At 56.7% G+C, this 15,317-nt stretch carries 16 protein-coding genes; 4 read left to right on the forward strand and 12 right to left on the reverse strand.

Annotation, left to right across the window (positions count from 1 at the left end):
- The first annotated feature begins 246 nt into the window (after window positions 1-246).
- Complete coding sequence (locus tag AC2FLZ_RS09035; protein WP_480622967.1) at window positions 247-1,086, forward strand: CPBP family intramembrane glutamic endopeptidase; 840 nt, start codon at window positions 247-249, stop codon at window positions 1,084-1,086.
- 3 nt (window positions 1,087-1,089) lie between these two features.
- On the opposite strand, the gene AC2FLZ_RS09040 is transcribed toward AC2FLZ_RS09035, so the two are convergent.
- The gene (locus tag AC2FLZ_RS09040; protein WP_209506641.1) at window positions 1,090-1,548 is read right to left on the reverse strand and encodes an Lrp/AsnC family transcriptional regulator; all 459 of its coding nucleotides are present in this window, start codon (window positions 1,546-1,548) and stop codon (window positions 1,090-1,092) included.
- Window positions 1,549-1,683: 135 nt separating this feature from the next.
- Here AC2FLZ_RS09040 and ald point away from each other — a divergent pair, with 135 nt between their 5' ends.
- Window positions 1,684-2,802, forward strand: coding sequence for an alanine dehydrogenase (gene ald / locus AC2FLZ_RS09045; RefSeq protein WP_480474952.1), 1,119 nt, complete (start codon window positions 1,684-1,686; stop codon window positions 2,800-2,802).
- Between the two features lie 161 nt (window positions 2,803-2,963).
- Here ald and AC2FLZ_RS09050 read toward each other — a convergent pair whose 3' ends face one another.
- Window positions 2,964-3,752 carry a mechanosensitive ion channel family protein gene (locus tag AC2FLZ_RS09050; RefSeq protein WP_496882103.1) on the reverse strand — a complete coding sequence of 263 codons (789 nt, stop codon included), beginning with the start codon at window positions 3,750-3,752 and terminating at the stop codon, window positions 2,964-2,966.
- 130 nt (window positions 3,753-3,882) lie between these two features.
- Entirely contained in the window at window positions 3,883-4,311 is a 429-nt protein-coding gene (mscL, locus tag AC2FLZ_RS09055) for a large conductance mechanosensitive channel protein MscL (protein ID WP_480474950.1), read from the reverse strand.
- Between the two features lie 143 nt (window positions 4,312-4,454).
- On the opposite strand from mscL, the gene AC2FLZ_RS09060 reads away from it, so the two are divergent.
- Window positions 4,455-5,153: a glutathione S-transferase family protein gene (locus AC2FLZ_RS09060; RefSeq protein WP_480554254.1), complete on the forward strand. Its 699-nt coding sequence runs from the start codon at window positions 4,455-4,457 to the stop codon at window positions 5,151-5,153.
- A gap of 47 nt (window positions 5,154-5,200) precedes the next feature.
- On the opposite strand, the gene AC2FLZ_RS09065 is transcribed toward AC2FLZ_RS09060, so the two are convergent.
- Both AC2FLZ_RS09065 and AC2FLZ_RS09070 read right to left on the reverse strand, forming a co-directional pair.
- On the reverse strand, window positions 5,201-5,650 hold the full coding sequence (locus AC2FLZ_RS09065; RefSeq protein WP_480554255.1) for a YtoQ family protein: 450 nt from the start codon (window positions 5,648-5,650) through the stop codon (window positions 5,201-5,203).
- Between the two features lie 75 nt (window positions 5,651-5,725).
- The gene (locus tag AC2FLZ_RS09070) at window positions 5,726-6,358 is read right to left on the reverse strand and encodes a class I SAM-dependent methyltransferase (RefSeq protein ID WP_480554256.1); all 633 of its coding nucleotides are present in this window, start codon (window positions 6,356-6,358) and stop codon (window positions 5,726-5,728) included.
- Window positions 6,359-6,444: 86 nt separating this feature from the next.
- Here AC2FLZ_RS09070 and AC2FLZ_RS09075 point away from each other — a divergent pair, with 86 nt between their 5' ends.
- The gene (locus tag AC2FLZ_RS09075) at window positions 6,445-7,329 is read left to right on the forward strand and encodes a LysR family transcriptional regulator (protein ID WP_480554257.1); all 885 of its coding nucleotides are present in this window, start codon (window positions 6,445-6,447) and stop codon (window positions 7,327-7,329) included.
- A 43-nt stretch (window positions 7,330-7,372) separates the two neighbouring features.
- On the opposite strand, the gene pheT is transcribed toward AC2FLZ_RS09075, so the two are convergent.
- The 7 genes from pheT to AC2FLZ_RS09110 form a co-directional block, all read right to left on the reverse strand.
- A complete protein-coding gene (gene pheT / locus AC2FLZ_RS09080; RefSeq protein ID WP_496882095.1) occupies window positions 7,373-9,769 on the reverse strand; it encodes a phenylalanine--tRNA ligase subunit beta in 2,397 nt (798 codons plus the stop codon).
- A gap of 78 nt (window positions 9,770-9,847) precedes the next feature.
- Window positions 9,848-10,654, reverse strand: a complete 807-nt coding sequence (locus AC2FLZ_RS09085) for a CE1 family esterase (RefSeq protein ID WP_480624663.1) — start codon at window positions 10,652-10,654, stop codon at window positions 9,848-9,850.
- A gap of 315 nt (window positions 10,655-10,969) precedes the next feature.
- The gene (locus AC2FLZ_RS09090; protein ID WP_496714689.1) at window positions 10,970-11,251 is read right to left on the reverse strand and encodes a hypothetical protein; all 282 of its coding nucleotides are present in this window, start codon (window positions 11,249-11,251) and stop codon (window positions 10,970-10,972) included.
- A gap of 224 nt (window positions 11,252-11,475) precedes the next feature.
- Entirely contained in the window at window positions 11,476-12,549 is a 1,074-nt protein-coding gene (pheS, locus tag AC2FLZ_RS09095) for a phenylalanine--tRNA ligase subunit alpha (protein ID WP_496882096.1), read from the reverse strand.
- 71 nt (window positions 12,550-12,620) lie between these two features.
- Window positions 12,621-13,991 carry a glutamate--cysteine ligase gene (locus AC2FLZ_RS09100; protein ID WP_496714691.1) on the reverse strand — a complete coding sequence of 457 codons (1,371 nt, stop codon included), beginning with the start codon at window positions 13,989-13,991 and terminating at the stop codon, window positions 12,621-12,623.
- 66 nt (window positions 13,992-14,057) lie between these two features.
- Window positions 14,058-14,585, reverse strand: coding sequence for a hypothetical protein (locus AC2FLZ_RS09105; protein ID WP_496714692.1), 528 nt, complete (start codon window positions 14,583-14,585; stop codon window positions 14,058-14,060).
- Window positions 14,582-15,310, reverse strand: coding sequence for an endonuclease NucS domain-containing protein (locus tag AC2FLZ_RS09110; RefSeq protein WP_480518330.1), 729 nt, complete (start codon window positions 15,308-15,310; stop codon window positions 14,582-14,584). The genes AC2FLZ_RS09105 and AC2FLZ_RS09110 overlap by 4 nt, the downstream gene beginning before the upstream one ends.
- Window positions 15,311-15,317 lie beyond the last annotated feature (7 nt).

The raw sequence follows: 15,317 nt of genomic DNA on the forward strand, positions 1-15,317 counted from the left end.
CGAACCATATCGGGCCTGTGTAACCGCCTGATGTCATCAGGTAAATTGAAGCCGATCCGTTGCAGCAGTCTCAATCGGAAATCAGCGTCTGGACGGGTATATGGTCTTTTACCCGAATGTGTACGTCTGGCCCAAAGGATACAAGCACAAGAATTGACACAAGGCATCAGTCGCGCGCTTTCTAGTTGCTTGCATTGCCTTGTTTTTGTGCGGCATGACTGGGTCCACAATTCAGACGAGAACGCCGTGACGTTATTCTTTTCGACATTGCCTGTCATCTGGCCCTGGCTGATCCTGATCACAGCGCAAGTCGCGGCGATGGTGCGTCGAACTGGCCTTGCGTTTGCCCTGCTGGTTCTGTTCGTCAGTGTTGCTTGGGTTGCCGGGCTGATGTCACCGACAGCAATCGTGGCGGTGGCGCTTGGTCTGATCGTGGCCTTCTTCCTCCCACGCCAGACAGGTCTGCTCGCTATCGCAGGGCATACGCTGTTGATCCTGTGGTGCCTGGCATTGGGGGCACATCTGTTCCCAGGGTTCAACAATTTGAAACTGCTGGATCAGGTGCAGGCAAGTGTTTTCAGCACAAGTTTCACACTGCACCTGAATCTGGACAAACCCATGGTCTTCTTTGCTGTTCTTCTGGCCAGGCCCGGAATGCTGAACAGCGCAATCCAGACCAGAATAAGACCTTTGCTAGCGGGTTTGCTGATTTTGCCTGGCCTGTTTCTGCTGGGTCTATCGCTGGGCGCGGTGCGCTTGGACCTCTCAACCCCTTATTGGTGGATGGTATTTTGCCTGTCCAACCTGTTTCTGACTTGTCTTACGGAAGAGGCGTTCTTTCGCGGCTACTTGCAGTCGGCCATTACCTCGCGCCTTGGAGTAACAGGCGGTCTGGTCTCCGCCAGCCTGCTGTTTGGATTGGCGCATATCGGCGGAGGACCCGCGCTTGTAGTATTCGCAGCCCTTCTCGGGCTGGGGTGCGGGTTGGGATATTATGCTACCGGTCGGCTCTGGGTGCCTGTTGCGATGCATTTCGGGTTTAACCTGACCCACCTGCTGCTGTTCACCTATCCCGGCTCATTATGACGGTCAGACCGGCAAGGCCGTGGTCTTGAACACGGTACGCAACGCAAATGAGCTTTGCATCTGCGCCACCCCCGGCAAGCGCGACAGGTATTGCCGGTGGATACGCGCGAAATCTTCTGTATTTTCCGCCACAACTTTCAGAATGTAATCTGCGGTACCTGCCATCAGATGACACTCCAGCACATCCGGTATTCGGGCCACCGCCTTTTCGAACACATCCAGAACCTCTTCGGCCTGACCTTGTAACGTGATTTCGACAAAAACGGTGGTTGGCACGTTCATTTTCCGCGCATCCAGCAGAGCCACGTAGTTGCGGATATAGCCGTCAACCTCCAACCGTTGAACGCGGCGGTGGCACGCAGACGGAGACAGGTTGACCTGTTCAGACAACTCGGAATTCGACATCCGGCCATTCTTCTGAAGTGCGGCCAGAATCTTTCGATCGGTCGTGTCCAGGCTCATTCCTGCAATTCCTTTGCGAGTTTTTCGAATAGTACGGGAAATTCTTCCAAAGAAAAGTCCATTAGCACGTTTTCTTTCACAGAAATTGCGCCACGAAATGCACATAATTTAAGCAGCTTATGAACGGAGAGCCCAATGAAAATCGGTTGCCCCAAGGAAATCAAACCTCAGGAATTCCGCGTCGGGATGACGCCCAATGCCGCTCAGGAAGCGGTTGCACGCGGACACCGAGTCCTGATCGAATCCGGTGCAGGCATCGGCGCAGGTTTCGACAATGACGCCTATGTTGCAGCAGGCGCGCAAATCGTTGACACCGCAGAAGAGGTGTTTGCCACCGCTGACATGATCGTCAAGGTCAAGGAACCTCAGGCGGTTGAACGCAAGATGCTGCGTGAAGGGCAGTTGCTGTTCACCTATCTGCACCTGGCTCCGGACCCTGATCAGACGCACGACCTGCTGGAGTCGGGCTGTACCGCAATCGCCTATGAGACCGTAACGGATGCTAACGGCGGTCTGCCGCTGCTGGCACCCATGTCCGAGGTCGCCGGTCGGCTGGCACCTCAGGTTGGATCCTGGACCTTGCAGAAGGCAAATGGTGGCCGTGGGGTTCTGATGGGCGGCGTTCCCGGCGTTGGCCCGGCCAAAGTAGTTGTGATTGGCGGCGGCGTCGTCGGGACACATGCGGCCAAGATTGCCGCCGGAATGGGGGCTGATGTCACCGTTCTGGATCGGTCACTGCCGCGTCTTCGCTATCTGGACGATGTCTTTGGCGGAACTTTCAAGAACCAGTATTCGACAGCGGGCGCCACCGCTGAACTGATCCAGGACGCTGATATGGTCATCGGTGCTGTTCTGATCCCCGGCGCTGCCGCACCGAAACTGGTGTCGCGTGCTCAACTGTCGACGATGAAACCCGGCGCAGTACTGGTGGATGTCGCCATCGACCAAGGCGGGTGCTTTGAAACGTCAAAAGCCACTACCCATGCCGACCCGATCTACAATGTCGATGGTATCATGCACTACTGTGTGGCCAACATGCCGGGCGCTGTTGCGCGCACCTCGACCATCGCACTGGGCAATGCCACGATGCCGTTCATGCTGTCGCTGGCCGACAAGGGATGGAAACAGGCATGTCAGGACGATCCGCACTTGCTGGAAGGTTTGAACGTTCATGCTGGCAAACTGACCTACTATGCCGTTGGCAAGGCCCTTGGCATCGACGTCGTTTCGCCAAATGTGGTGGTCAAATCGTAAGTACCTCCACTCCCGAAGTTGCCTGTTGATGGTAATTCTCAGGGTGGCGCGGTCGGTACCGAACCGACGACTTTCACAAAAAAGGGCACCGGGTTTCAGCGCGGTGCCCTTTTCGATACGCGGAAGGTATGAATGACTGCCCGATCAATGGGCGCCAGCAGTCACCCCTGTTTTTGAATTTCGACCGAATGCGGATACGGAATCGAAACACCTTTGGCGTCAAACGCCTCTTTCACCGCCTTCGTAAGCTCGAACTTGACGTCCCAGTAATCGGCTGCCGCACACCATAGCCGCGCAGTCAGATCGACTGAGCTGTCACCCAGATTCGTGACCCGCACCCAGGGTTCAGGGTCGCTGTGAATTCGCTGGTCGGCCTTGGCCACATCCAGAATGATCTGCATGGCGGTATCTGCGCTGTCCCCGTAATCAATTCCAAACACCAGATCGACACGTCGTGTGTCATGGGCTGAATAATTGGTGATGATCGACCCCCATGCCTGACCGTTTGGAACAATGATCTGCACATTGTCGGGGGTCACAAGCTCGGTCGTGAACAGGCTCAGGTCCATAACGGTTCCTGCCGTGCCACCGATATCCACATACTGTCCAAGCTTGTAGGGCCGGAAAACCACCAACATTACACCGGCCGCAAGATCACTCAACGTACCCTGAAGTGCCAACCCGACAGCCAGCGAGGCAGCACCCAGAATGGCGACGATACTGGTGGCTTCTATCCCGAAGATCCCTAGAACGGCGACCAGAACTATGGCCAGAATTGCCCACTTGATCACACTGGCGGCAAAATTCCCAAGTGTCGGGTCGATCTGTGGTGTTTTGTTGATCCGGCGGTGTACTACACCCGCGATCGTTCGGGCGGCGATCCAACCCAAAACAAGAACGATCAGAGCTTTCGCTGCATTCAAGGCAATGGGCAAGTATTGATTGGCCATACCAATCGCCTGCTCGGCCAAGTCGGCGGTTTGTTCCATCTCGAATTTCCTCGTGTTTTCTGTTCGTCAATTCTCATAAAACAGGCTCCGCGATTTGTGCGGAGCCCGATGTCGCGATGAAACGACAGGCCTACTTCTTCAAAGCGTCCCGGATTTCCATCAGGATGTCCAATTCGCTAGGACCTGTGGGGGCTTCTTCAGCCGCTTCTTCCTCTGCTTCGGCCGCGTCTTTGACCTTGTTCACCATTTTTACCAGCATGAAGACAACCCAGGCGATGATCAGGAAATTGATGATCGCCATTATGAAAGCACCATAGGCAAAGACGGATGCGCCTGCTTCACGTGCCGCTTCAAGGCTCGCACCTTCGGCCACATCGCCTGCCAGAACGGCGTAGTTGTTCGTAAAGTCGATACCCCCTGTGAACAATCCAATAAGCGGATTGATCAGGTCGCCCACCAACGAGGTAACAATTGCGGTAAATGCGGCACCGATAATGATACCGACCGCCATGTCCATGACATTGCCCTTGGCAATGAACGTCTTGAATTCTTCCAGCATAGCATCCCTCTTGCTTTTTTAAGACCACGCCTCTGTTCACGCATGAGCGCATAGGAATTGTGCGTTAAACGCATGAAGAAGGGTATGTTTTTTAGGGGAAAGCCACCCTACTTTTCCCCAAACGGCATTACTCAGGAGGTTTCATGTCTCAACTTACGCCTTTTTTTGTAACCGACAGATGGCCTGCGAAGGACCCCAGCGTCCTTCAACTTTACTCCTATCCAACGCCAAACGGCGTCAAAGCCTCGATCATGCTTGAGGAAACCGGCCTGCCCTATGAGGCGCATCTGGTGACACTGGCAGATGCGGATGTCAAAAGCTCTGAGTTCCTGTCGCTGAACCCGAACAACAAGATCCCGGCGATAATCGACCCCGACGGTCCGGATGGCGTGCCGCTGGCCCTGTTCGAAAGCGGTGCCATCCTTCTGTATCTGGCCGAGAAAACAGGTAAGTTCCTTGGCCAAAACGCGGCAGACAAGCACCGGATCACACAATGGCTGATGTTTCAAATGGGCGGCATCGGGCCAATGTTTGGCCAGCTAGGCTTTTTCTACAAATTCGCAGGCAGCGCGATAGAAGATCCGCGACCGCGCGAGCGTTACATCAACGAAGCCAAGCGCCTGCTGAACGTGGTGAATACGCAACTGGAAGGACAGGACTGGATCGCGGGCGAGTATTCCATCGCGGATATCGCTCTTGCTCCGTGGCTGAATGCACTGGATTTCTATGGTTCTAAGGATGTTGTTGACTGGGACGGTTATTCCAATGTCGTCGCTTATGTCGATCGTTTCTTCCAACGCCCAGCGGTTCAGCGCGGCAAAGCCATACCCGCACGAGACTGATAACAGTTAAAAGAAATGGGGCGCCAAACCGGCGCCACTTTTATCGATCAGCCGGGCAGAGCGCCTGTCAGCACGTAACGCAGAATTTCGACCACCTGAACGGGTTCTTCCGCCACAGCCAACGCGGCGGCATCAACCTCTTTCAGCGCGTGCTGGTGATCCGAGCCATGCAGAACGATGATCGACTTGCCCAATGCTGCAGCATAACCCGCGTCAAAGGCGGCGTTCCACTGCTTGTATTTGTCGCCAAACCTGACGACGACAACATCCGCATCTGCAATCCCCTTGCGGGTCCGGATCGCATTGACCATCGCTCCCTTGTGGTCGTGCCAATACTTGTTCGGCTCGGCCCCCAGAATGGCCACACCACAATCATCACTAGCCGCGTGATCGGTAACAGGGCTGTTGAAGGTCATGTCCAAGCCTTGCGCCCCATCGATGATCTGTTCACGCCAGTCAGTGTGGATTTCTCCGGAAAGATAAACGTTCAGGCCCATGGCAAACTCCGCTGTTGTTTCCGACCAATTTAAGGGTCCCACACCCAAAGCCCAACGCGGATTCCGGAAAAACCCCTACATTTTGCGAGCCACTAGGAATCGGCGAGCGTCACGTACGGGGAAACTGTCGCTCTCGATGATGCGGAACCCGGCGTGTTCAATGGCCGCATCAAGATCCGCCTCAGACAGGAATCGCACAAACGGAGCCTTACCAAAGAACTGCATGATCGGAAGCGCGAGACGAATAGCGTAATACTTCAGGCTCGCTCCGCTGGACGGTCGGCAAAATGTTTTCGAAATAAACAGTCCGCCGGGTCTAAGGACCGAATGTACTCGGCTCAATGTCAGATCCAGATCTTCGACCAGGTGCAAAAGATTGAATGCCAGCGCCGCATCAAAAGAACCCTCAGGCGGTCGATTTGCATCAGCCTCGGTAAAGGTGACGTTTTCGATGCTTTGCGAAGCGGCGTTTCGACGTCCAACGGCCAACATACCGGGGGAAACATCGGTTGCAGTGATAGATCCTACATATCCGGACAGCTTCAGAGCAGTCATGCCTGTGCCGCACCCTAGTTCCAGAACATCATTGGTTTTCTTCAGGTAAGACGCTGTCCGTTCCAGCGTATGCTCGTACGAAGCCATGTCTTTTATGGGCGAGCGGGCATATTTCTCGGCCACTCCATCCCAGAATTTCGCAGTGGTGGTCATTGAGGAGTCTCCTTTCGGCGAGAATTTATTCATGCGCAGACCGAATATAAATTGCCGAAATTTGCAGGTTTACTATACATTTTTGTATGAATGAGTTTGGCGATTTTGATTGGAACCACATCCGGGCCTTTCTGGCGACGGCTGAAACTGGGTCATTTTCCGCGGCGGCACGGCAGCTGCGGCAAACGCAGCCTACCCTGAGTCGCCAGATAGCAGCGCTTGAACAGGACTTGGGCGTGATGCTGTTTGAACGGGTTGGCAGAACCCTTGAGATCACTCAGGCCGGATTGGAGCTGCTGGATCATACTCGCAAAATGGGGGACGCCGCCAACCGCATCGCGCTGACGGCATCCGGACAGGCACAATCCATTGAAGGCCGGGTTCGCATCACCGCCAGTGACGTGATGTCGGCCTATGTCTTGCCCGACCTGCTGCGCGAAATCCGGGCGCAAGCCCCGCGCCTGCGGATTGACGTGATTGCCTCAAACGATATTCAGGATCTTATGCGGCGCGAGGCAGATATCGCGATCCGCCATGTCCGTCCTGATCAACCCGACCTAATCGCGAAGCTGGTACAGGAGGCGTCGGGGCATTTCTATGCAACCACAGAGTATCTCAACCGTGCGGGACGCCCAAAATCAAAGCAGGACCTTTCACGGCATGAGTTCATCAGCTTTGGCGACAACAATCAGATGATCGCCTATCTGAAGCCGCTTGGCATTCACCTGACCAACGAGAATTTCCGGCTTGGGTCTCAGAACGGAATAGTGGCTTGGGAATACGCCAAACAAGGCTTTGGCATCGCGCCCATGTCGCAGACCGTCGGCGATGCGACACCAGGTATGGAGCGTGTATGCCCCGGGATGGAGGCTATCACATTTCCGATCTGGCTGACCACGCATCGCGAGTTGCACACCAGCCGCCGCATCCGGCTGGTCTATGACTTACTGACCAAGTTCCTGTCCAAATAAAAAACGCGCCCGAAGGCGCGCTTTCCATTGGAGCCTCAGAGCTCTAACCGCGCAGAACTCCGCCCGTCGCCTTGGCGACCTTGGCAATGATCTTCGCGGCCACGGCTTCGATGTCTTTTTCCTTCAGCGTCGCCTCGGTCGGTTGCAGGCGCACGGTAATGGCAAGAGACTTTTTGCCTTCGCCAAGGCTGCCGCCGATGAATTCGTCAAAGACACGCACGCTCTCGACCAGCGCCTTGTCGGCACCCGCGGCTGCGTTCACCAACGTCAGCGCTTCGACATCGGCATCGACGACAAAGGCAAAATCACGCTCGACCGCCTGCAAGTCGCGTAGTTCCAGCGCAGCGCGGGTGGCACCGGATTTGCGGGGCAAAGGCACTTCGTCCGGCCAGATGGTGAACGCCATTGCCGGACCTTTTATGTCCATCGCCTGCAAAACGCGCGGATGCAGCTCTCCGAAGACACCCAGTACTTTTTTCGGACCCAGACAGATTTTGCCATGGCGACCCGGATGCCACCATGGATCGCCGTCGCGCAAAATCTGAACCTTTTCGGGCGCACCAATGGCGGCCAGTACAGCCTCGACATCAGCCTTGGCATCGAACACATCCACCGGACGCGCAGCACCGTGCACATCCTTGGGGCCCGAACGTCCAACCAGCAGGCCGGTGATCTGGGTTTTCTGATCGCCGGGCTCGCCATTGTGAAAGACCGGGCCGACCTCGAACAAGGCGACATCCGCGAAACCGCGCGCCTGATTGCGGGCCGCAGCCTGCAACAAGCCAGGCAGCAGATCCGGGCGCATATGGCTCATCTCGGACGAGATCGGGTTTTCCAGCATGGTCGTAGTATCGCCACCACCGAACAAAGCCGCCGAGGCCTGATCAATGAACGTATAACTGACGCATTCGTTGTAACCCAGCGCCGCGCAGGTACGGCGCGCCATGGACTGACGGCGTTGTGTCGGGGTCATTACCGGTTTCGGTATCCCCTCGGTCACGCGCGGCAGCGGCCTGCCTTGCAACTTTGTCAAGGAAGCAATCCGCGCGACTTCTTCCACCAGATCGGCCTCGCCCAGGATATCCGGGCGCCAGCTGGGGACATGGGCCATCTCACCTTCCAGACGAAAGCCCAGACGGGTCAGGGTCTGTCGCTGTTCGCTTTCGGGAATATCCATCCCGACCAGAGACTGCACCTTTTCCGCATTCAGCTTGTAGGCGCGTGCATAGTTCGGTGCTTTGCCCGCCTCTACCACGTTGGAGGCTTCTCCGCCGCAGATATCCAGAATCATCTGGGTCGCGTGTTCCAGCCCCTCGCGGGTGTATTCCGGGTCGACACCGCGCTCGAACCGATAGCGCGCGTCGGAATTGATCTTGAGCGCACGGCCCGTCAGAGCGATCTGAACATGATCCCAGAACGCGCTTTCAAGGAAGACGTTTACCGTTTCCTCGGTACATCCGGTTTCCTCACCGCCCATGATGCCCGCAATCGACTCCGGACCTTTGTCATCCGAAATCACCATCATTCCGGGTTGCAGCGTGTATTCTTTTTCATCCAGCGCGACCAGCGTCTCGCCGCCTTTGGCGCGGTGCACCCGCAGGTTGCCCTGAACCTTGTCGGCGTCGAACACGTGCAGCGGGCGATTGTGATCGTAGGTCATATAATTGGTGATATCCACCAGCGCCGAGATAGGACGCAGACCTATGGCCTTCAACATATCCTGCAGCCATTGCGGGCTGGGGCCATTCTTCACGCCACGGATCAGACGGCCAGTGAAATGTGGCGCGCCATCCAGCGTGTCTTCGTCGATCGTCACCTTGATCGGGCAATCGAAATCACCCGGAACATGCGTATAGTCACGCTGCTTCAACGTGCCAATTCCACGCGCGGCCAGATCGCGCGCAATCCCTTCAACCCCCAGCGCATCCGGGCGGTTCGGAGTGATCGCGATTTCGATCATCGGGTCGACTTTGGAAGGGTCGTTTTCTGCAAGCCAGTCCACAAATGTATCACCCACTTCGCCCGAGGGCAGTTCGATGATGCCGTCATGTTCATCCGACAGTTCCAGCTCACGCTCGGACGCCATCATGCCAAAGCTTTCGACACCGCGGATCTTGCCGACGCTGATGGTCAGGTCCAGGCCAGGGATGTACATGCCCGGTTTGCAGACCACGACCGTGATCCCTTCACGCGCATTGGGCGCACCGCAGATGATCTGTAGCTCACCCTCGTCTGTATCGACCTTGCAAACGCGCAGCTTGTCCGCATCAGGGTGTTTTTCCGCGTGCTTCACATAGCCCAGCGTAAAGCCTGCCAGCCGTTCGGCCGGGTTCACGATCTCTTCGACCTCAAGCCCGAGATCGGTCAGCGCCTCGGCGATTTCATCAACCGAAGCATCAGTGTCGAGGTGGTCTTTCAGCCAGGACAGAGTGAATTTCATTGCACGGGGCCTTTTTTGGCAAACATCCAGTCGGCACAGGCAATGGCAAAGAATGCGCCGGGGTGCAAGCTCTGCGCGTCACGGATAGGTGGGGGTGCGGCCTAAAAGCTCATCCAGCTGCCATCCGATCCAGCCATGGGGGATGAAATGCCCACCGGGATGCGTGTCCAGCGTCACCTGCCCCTGCGCGCAATCGGTCCATTCCACTCGTCTGAGCGTCAGGAACGGTTCCACACTCCAATCACCGCGCGGAGTCGCTGCACCGCAGCCATATTTCTCACGCCACAGCGCCACCGGGTATGTCATGTCGCCACCCGGACCAAACGGGAAATCCATTACCGTGTCATCTGTCCCATGGACATGCCGCGCCTCTCGCGGGGCTTGCGGGCAGGTCTCGGTCTGGCGGAGTGTTCCCGCCACACCCAGCAGTGCCGCGATATCATCGCCGGTTTCGCAGACAAAGCGCCACGCCATCGCACTGCCAAAGGAATAGCCTGATACATAGATGCGGGTCGGGTCTATCGGATAGCGCCTGGCGATATCCTCAAGCACCCGGTCGGCAAAAGGCACATCATCCGAGCTTGCGGACCAGAAATCCCAGCTTTTGCCCAAACCGTTCGGGGCCACCAGCAGCACACCCCGACGCTTCGTGGCCCCGGCAATCCGTTCGTGGTTCACGACCACGGCGCCCTGCCGGGACCAGCCATGGAAATGCAGCAGCACCGGCAGAGGTGTTTCACCATCCCAGCCATCAGGTTCAAGAACGTGATACGAGCGGTCACCGAGACCACAGGCAATATCGCCGTGGCATTCGGTTTTCCAGGGACCCATGGCAAAGGCAGGCGCGGTCATAAGCAGGAGAAGGCAGAGCAATCGACAGATCATGCGCCCGACCCTAACGGGGCATTCCGCCCTGTCACTTAACATATCGGTGTAGTCCGAACGTAGGCCGGGCTTCAGCCCGGCACCCACCCATCGCACATGGCGGGCTGAAGCCCGCCCTACATCAGGTCAAAACACCAAGCCGCGCTATGGCCAGACCGCGGGATGGCGATCCTTGGGTTGTGGTGGGCAGTTTATGCTGGCCAAATCCGCGCGCTGTTCGAGCGTTGTACTGTCGGGGACAAATCGCCAGCCCGTGCGGGCGGTCTGGCGATAGCGCGGCGGCCTGTCGGCCTTTGCTTCGCGCTCTAGAAACCTTCAACGCGTTTCCTTTACATAAGCCGACAGACGAGATCGATTTGCTGCACCGACAAGAAACGAAAATCCGACGTGTCGTTTGATATCTAGTTTGACTGCTTCAACAAACTTCTTCTCTGAAGTTTGATATGAAGAACCAAGATCAGACAAGATGTCTATATCAGTCTGCTCAGGATTCTCTTTGTTCAATACAGATCGCCGTTGAGCGTCCAACCTAATCAAAAAGGCTAGCATTGCTTTGGCTTCAAGCAGCACATCAGACGGAGCCCCGGCGATTTCCATCCCCAATAGGTCCCGTTGACACCTAGCAATGAACACCTCGTTTCGCTCATAGTCCATAAGGGTGCTGGCCCTCTGGTGAAACTCAGCACAAGACTCGACGTAGTTTGTATATGAACGCCTGAGTTCTTCTTGGAGCTTTGTGTTGCGATCAATGTTCTTCTGCCACCGATAAACAATCGTTGCGACGAAAATCGCTACTAGGCCAAGAAAAAACTGCCCTAATGTCACCTACTCAACCCACCATGCAGGTTCGGCATATCCAGCGCTGCAAACCCGTAGTGGCGCAGCCAGCGCAGGTCGCTGTCAAAGAACGCCCGCAAATCCGGAATACCGTATTTCAGCATCGCCAGACGGTCGATCCCAATCCCAAAGGCAAAGCCCTGATAGACGTCCGGGTCGATCCCACCAGCGGCGATCACCTTGGGGTGGACCATGCCGGAACCAAGGATTTCCATCCAGTCGTCGCCCTCGCCGATCTTCAGCTGGCCGTTATCCCACGAACAGCGGATATCAACCTCGGCCGATGGCTCGGTGAAGGGGAAATGCGAGGCGCGGAAGCGCAGTTCGACATCGTCGACCTCGAAGAACGCCTTAACGAACTCTTCCAAAACCCATTTCAGGTTTGCCATCGAGATGTCCTTGTCGATGGCCAGCCCTTCGACCTGATGGAACATCGGCGTGTGGGTCTGGTCGTAATCGGCGCGGTACACGCCGCCCGGACAGATGACGCGTATCGGTGCACCCTGCTTTTCCATCGACCGGATCTGTACCGGCGAGGTATGGGTGCGCAGCACGTGCGGCGGGCGGTTATCACCCTCGGCGCGGTGCATATAGAACGTGTCCATCTCGGCCCGTGCGGGGTGGTGACCGGGGATGTTCAGCGCGTCGAAATTGTACCAGTCGTCTTCAACACGCGGCCCTTCGGCCACCGAGAAGCCCAGTTCAGCAAAGATCGCGGTCAGTTCCTCGGTCGCCTGGCTGATCGGGTGGATTGACCCCTGACGGCGCGTGCGGGTCGGCAGGGTGACGTCCAGCCATTCGGTCCGCAGGCGCTCATCCAGTGCAACATCGGCCAGCGCGGCTTTTTTGGCGGACAGCGCCGAGTTAATCTCATCCTTCAGGGCATTCAGCGCCGGGCCTGCGACCTGACGTTCCTCGGGCGTCATCTTGCCCAGCTCGCGCATCTTCAACGCGACCTCGCCTTTTTTGCCAACAGCCGCGACGCGGATCGCCTCAAGCGCGTTTTCGTCGCCTGCCTCGGCGATTTGGCCCAGATACTTTGCCTTAAGATCGTCCATGACGGCCCTCTGAATTTGGTCGAGAACCTGCTATCGGCCCCGCCCCGCGAATGCAAGCGGGACGGTGCGCATCAATAGCTGTATTCGGGATAAATCCGGGTCAGGTCTCCATTCCAGTCGCCATTGTAGTGTTCCAGCAACTCATCTGCGGGAACCTTGCCGGTGTCGATGCTTTCCTTCAGCGCGTTCAGGAAATGCGTCTCATCCGGGACCAGCCCACCAGCACCAGGGCGCGCACGGGCTTTCAGGCCCGCCTCGGAAATTGCCACGACTTCACGCGCCAGATCATGCATGTTGACGTTGCCAACCTGCGCCTGAAGACCGTCTTTGGCCGCTGCAACACGCAGCCCCTCGCGCGTTTCAGCATCCCAGCCCTTGACCAGATCCCACGCCGCATTCAGCGCGGTTTGGTCATAGGTCAGCCCAACCCAGAAGGCCGGCAAGGCGCAAAGTCGTCGCCAAGGGCCACCATCCGCGCCGCGCATCTCCATGAACTTCTTGATCCGCGCCTCGGGAAAGGCCGTCGTCAGGTGATCGGCCCAATCCGACAGGGTCGGCGTTTCCCCCGGCAATGCAGGCAATTCACCCTTGAGGAAATCGCGAAACGACATGCCCAGCGCGTTGATGTACTGCCCGTCGCGGTAGACGAAATACATCGGCACATCGAGCGCGTATTGGACATAGCGTTCGAATCCAAAGCCATCCTCGAACACGAAGGGCAACATGCCCGTGCGCGCATCGTCCAGATGTCGCCAGATATGGCTGCGCCAGCTTTTCTGGCCGTTCACCTTGCCTTCGAAGAACGGAGAATTGGCAAACAGCGCCGTCGCCACCGGCTGCAACGCCAGCGCCACGCGCAGTTTCTGTACCATGTCGTCCTCGGACCCGAAGTCGATATTGACCTGAACGGTACACGTCCGCCGCATCATGGCGCGGCCCATGGTGCCGACTTTTTCCATATAATCGTTCATCAGCCGATACCGCCCCTTGGGCATCAGCGGCATCTGGTCATGCGTCCAGATCGGCGCCGCGCCCAGGCCGATGAATCCAACGCCGATCTCATCGGCGATATCCTTCACCTCGCGCAGGTGAGTGTTCACCTCATCGCAGGTTTCATGGATCGTCTCCAGAGGGGCGCCCGACAGCTCCAGCGCGCCACCCGGTTCAAGGCTGACATTTGCGCCGTCCTTTTCCAGACCGATCAGATGACCGGATTCACGGACCTCTCCCCAGCCGTGGCGATCCCGCAACCCCTCCAACACGGCGACAATGGATCGCTTTCCTTCAAAAGGCAGAGGTTTCAGCGTGTCCTTGCAATAGCCGAATTTCTCATGCTCGGTGCCGATGCGCCAATCTTGCTTGGGTTTGCAACCCGATTCCAGATATTCGGCCAGTTGTTCATGGCGTTCGATCGGACCGCCGCCGGACTGAGGGATGGACATGAACCGTGCTCCGATCCTGCTGTGTCTGTTTTGAAGGTCAAGTGGTGGTCGTAAATGGCGCCAGTGTCAATGCAACGGCAAATGCGCCGGACGCGACGGTGTGCGTTCCCAGATAACGACCGGATGCCGCGATTTGCCGTTGAGTTCCGACAGCATTTGCTCGGTTTTGAGGCCCGGCAGGTTTGAGAATACGTCGAACAACGCCTCGGCTCCTTCCGCATTCACAGGAATGTGAAGCGCAGGTTGGCCCGGCTGATCCAGAACCCAATGTGCGGGGTCGGAGGTCGGGTCAAGGGCCAGACGCTCAATTTCGCGGGACGCGACGATGCCGCCATCCAAGGGGCCCAGATAAGTGATCTGACCTTCATCAATCGTCACGACACCTTGCCCGCCCGCGCCTGTTCTGAAACGCGCGCGCTGTATGCCGATCACAGCCAAAGCCGCTGACACGACAATCAGAAACCAGCCTACCCAGGCCAACAGCCCACCCGGCCCGCTGATCCAGCTCAGACCAAGGATCAGGATAAAAGCCGCGACCAGAACCTCACGCCAACGCCAAAGCGCCAGTTTTGCTTCGGGTCGGATGAAACTCATGCCATCGCCTCAAACGAAAATGACACCGCATAGCGAACAAGCTTCAGGTTTGGCACGGCCTTTGCAGCCGATACTGTGCGTTTGTCGAAGTCGTGGGCGACAATGATGCCCCGGATTGACTCATCCTCACCTTCTTCCAAAAGATCGCCCATATAGCCCAAGATCTGAGCCACAACCTTTGGGTCCGTCCTTCCCGCTTTCAACTCAATAACTACTAAGCCGCCTTCTACATCTCGACACAAAATATCAATAAAACCAGAGACTACTGCGCGTTCGGCGCCATCATCAATGATTGACAGGCTTCCATCTAACAAAGAAATCTCTCGTCGCAGGGCAGACTGCATATCCCGCTCGAGCGCAAATCTCTGGCGCTCAGAGGTCAGAGCTTCTATTGGGGCGGCAGGATCGTTCGCGGGTGCCTCTTTGTTTTGCGAACTAGCTTCGCGCCGAAATCGAGCGTAACGCTGAACCGCGTTTTTGTAAGACTGAAGTCCATTTCGCAAATTGCCGTTTATTGGAATTCGAGAAGGGTTCTTTCGACCGCTGCGCTCGTCTGCGGTGGAATAATTCAAGCCTAAAACAACGTCCTGCAGCTTTCCAGCGTTAAAGGCATCATCTAATGAACCATAGTGCTCTTCCACTTTCTGCACACGATGAATCTGGGCGATACAGGTGTTTTCGGCATACCCTTCCGAAACAAGCCAATCATGATAATTTTTATCCATACCGATT

The sequence above is a fragment of the Ruegeria sp. YKSF131 genome, assembly GCF_059612645.1.

Excerpts from the sequence above, each read along its gene's own strand:
- AC2FLZ_RS09040 (WP_209506641.1), bottom strand. The coding sequence starts at position 1,548 with ATGAGCCTGGACACGACCGATCGAAAGATTCTGGCCGCACTTCAGAAG.
- ald (WP_480474952.1), top strand. The coding sequence starts at position 1,684 with ATGAAAATCGGTTGCCCCAAGGAAATCAAACCTCAGGAATTCCGCGTC.
- AC2FLZ_RS09050 (WP_496882103.1), bottom strand. The coding sequence starts at position 3,752 with ATGGCCAATCAATACTTGCCCATTGCCTTGAATGCAGCGAAAGCTCTG.
- mscL (WP_480474950.1), bottom strand. The coding sequence starts at position 4,311 with ATGCTGGAAGAATTCAAGACGTTCATTGCCAAGGGCAATGTCATGGAC.
- AC2FLZ_RS09060 (WP_480554254.1), top strand. The coding sequence starts at position 4,455 with ATGTCTCAACTTACGCCTTTTTTTGTAACCGACAGATGGCCTGCGAAG.
- AC2FLZ_RS09065 (WP_480554255.1), bottom strand. The coding sequence starts at position 5,650 with ATGGGCCTGAACGTTTATCTTTCCGGAGAAATCCACACTGACTGGCGT.
- AC2FLZ_RS09070 (WP_480554256.1), bottom strand. The coding sequence starts at position 6,358 with ATGACCACCACTGCGAAATTCTGGGATGGAGTGGCCGAGAAATATGCC.
- AC2FLZ_RS09075 (WP_480554257.1), top strand. The coding sequence starts at position 6,445 with ATGAATGAGTTTGGCGATTTTGATTGGAACCACATCCGGGCCTTTCTG.
- pheT (WP_496882095.1), bottom strand. The coding sequence starts at position 9,769 with ATGAAATTCACTCTGTCCTGGCTGAAAGACCACCTCGACACTGATGCT.
- AC2FLZ_RS09085 (WP_480624663.1), bottom strand. The coding sequence starts at position 10,654 with ATGATCTGTCGATTGCTCTGCCTTCTCCTGCTTATGACCGCGCCTGCC.
- AC2FLZ_RS09090 (WP_496714689.1), bottom strand. The coding sequence starts at position 11,251 with ATGGAAATCGCCGGGGCTCCGTCTGATGTGCTGCTTGAAGCCAAAGCA.
- pheS (WP_496882096.1), bottom strand. The coding sequence starts at position 12,549 with ATGGACGATCTTAAGGCAAAGTATCTGGGCCAAATCGCCGAGGCAGGC.
- AC2FLZ_RS09100 (WP_496714691.1), bottom strand. The coding sequence starts at position 13,991 with ATGTCCATCCCTCAGTCCGGCGGCGGTCCGATCGAACGCCATGAACAA.
- AC2FLZ_RS09105 (WP_496714692.1), bottom strand. The coding sequence starts at position 14,585 with ATGAGTTTCATCCGACCCGAAGCAAAACTGGCGCTTTGGCGTTGGCGT.
- AC2FLZ_RS09110 (WP_480518330.1), bottom strand. The coding sequence starts at position 15,310 with ATGGATAAAAATTATCATGATTGGCTTGTTTCGGAAGGGTATGCCGAA.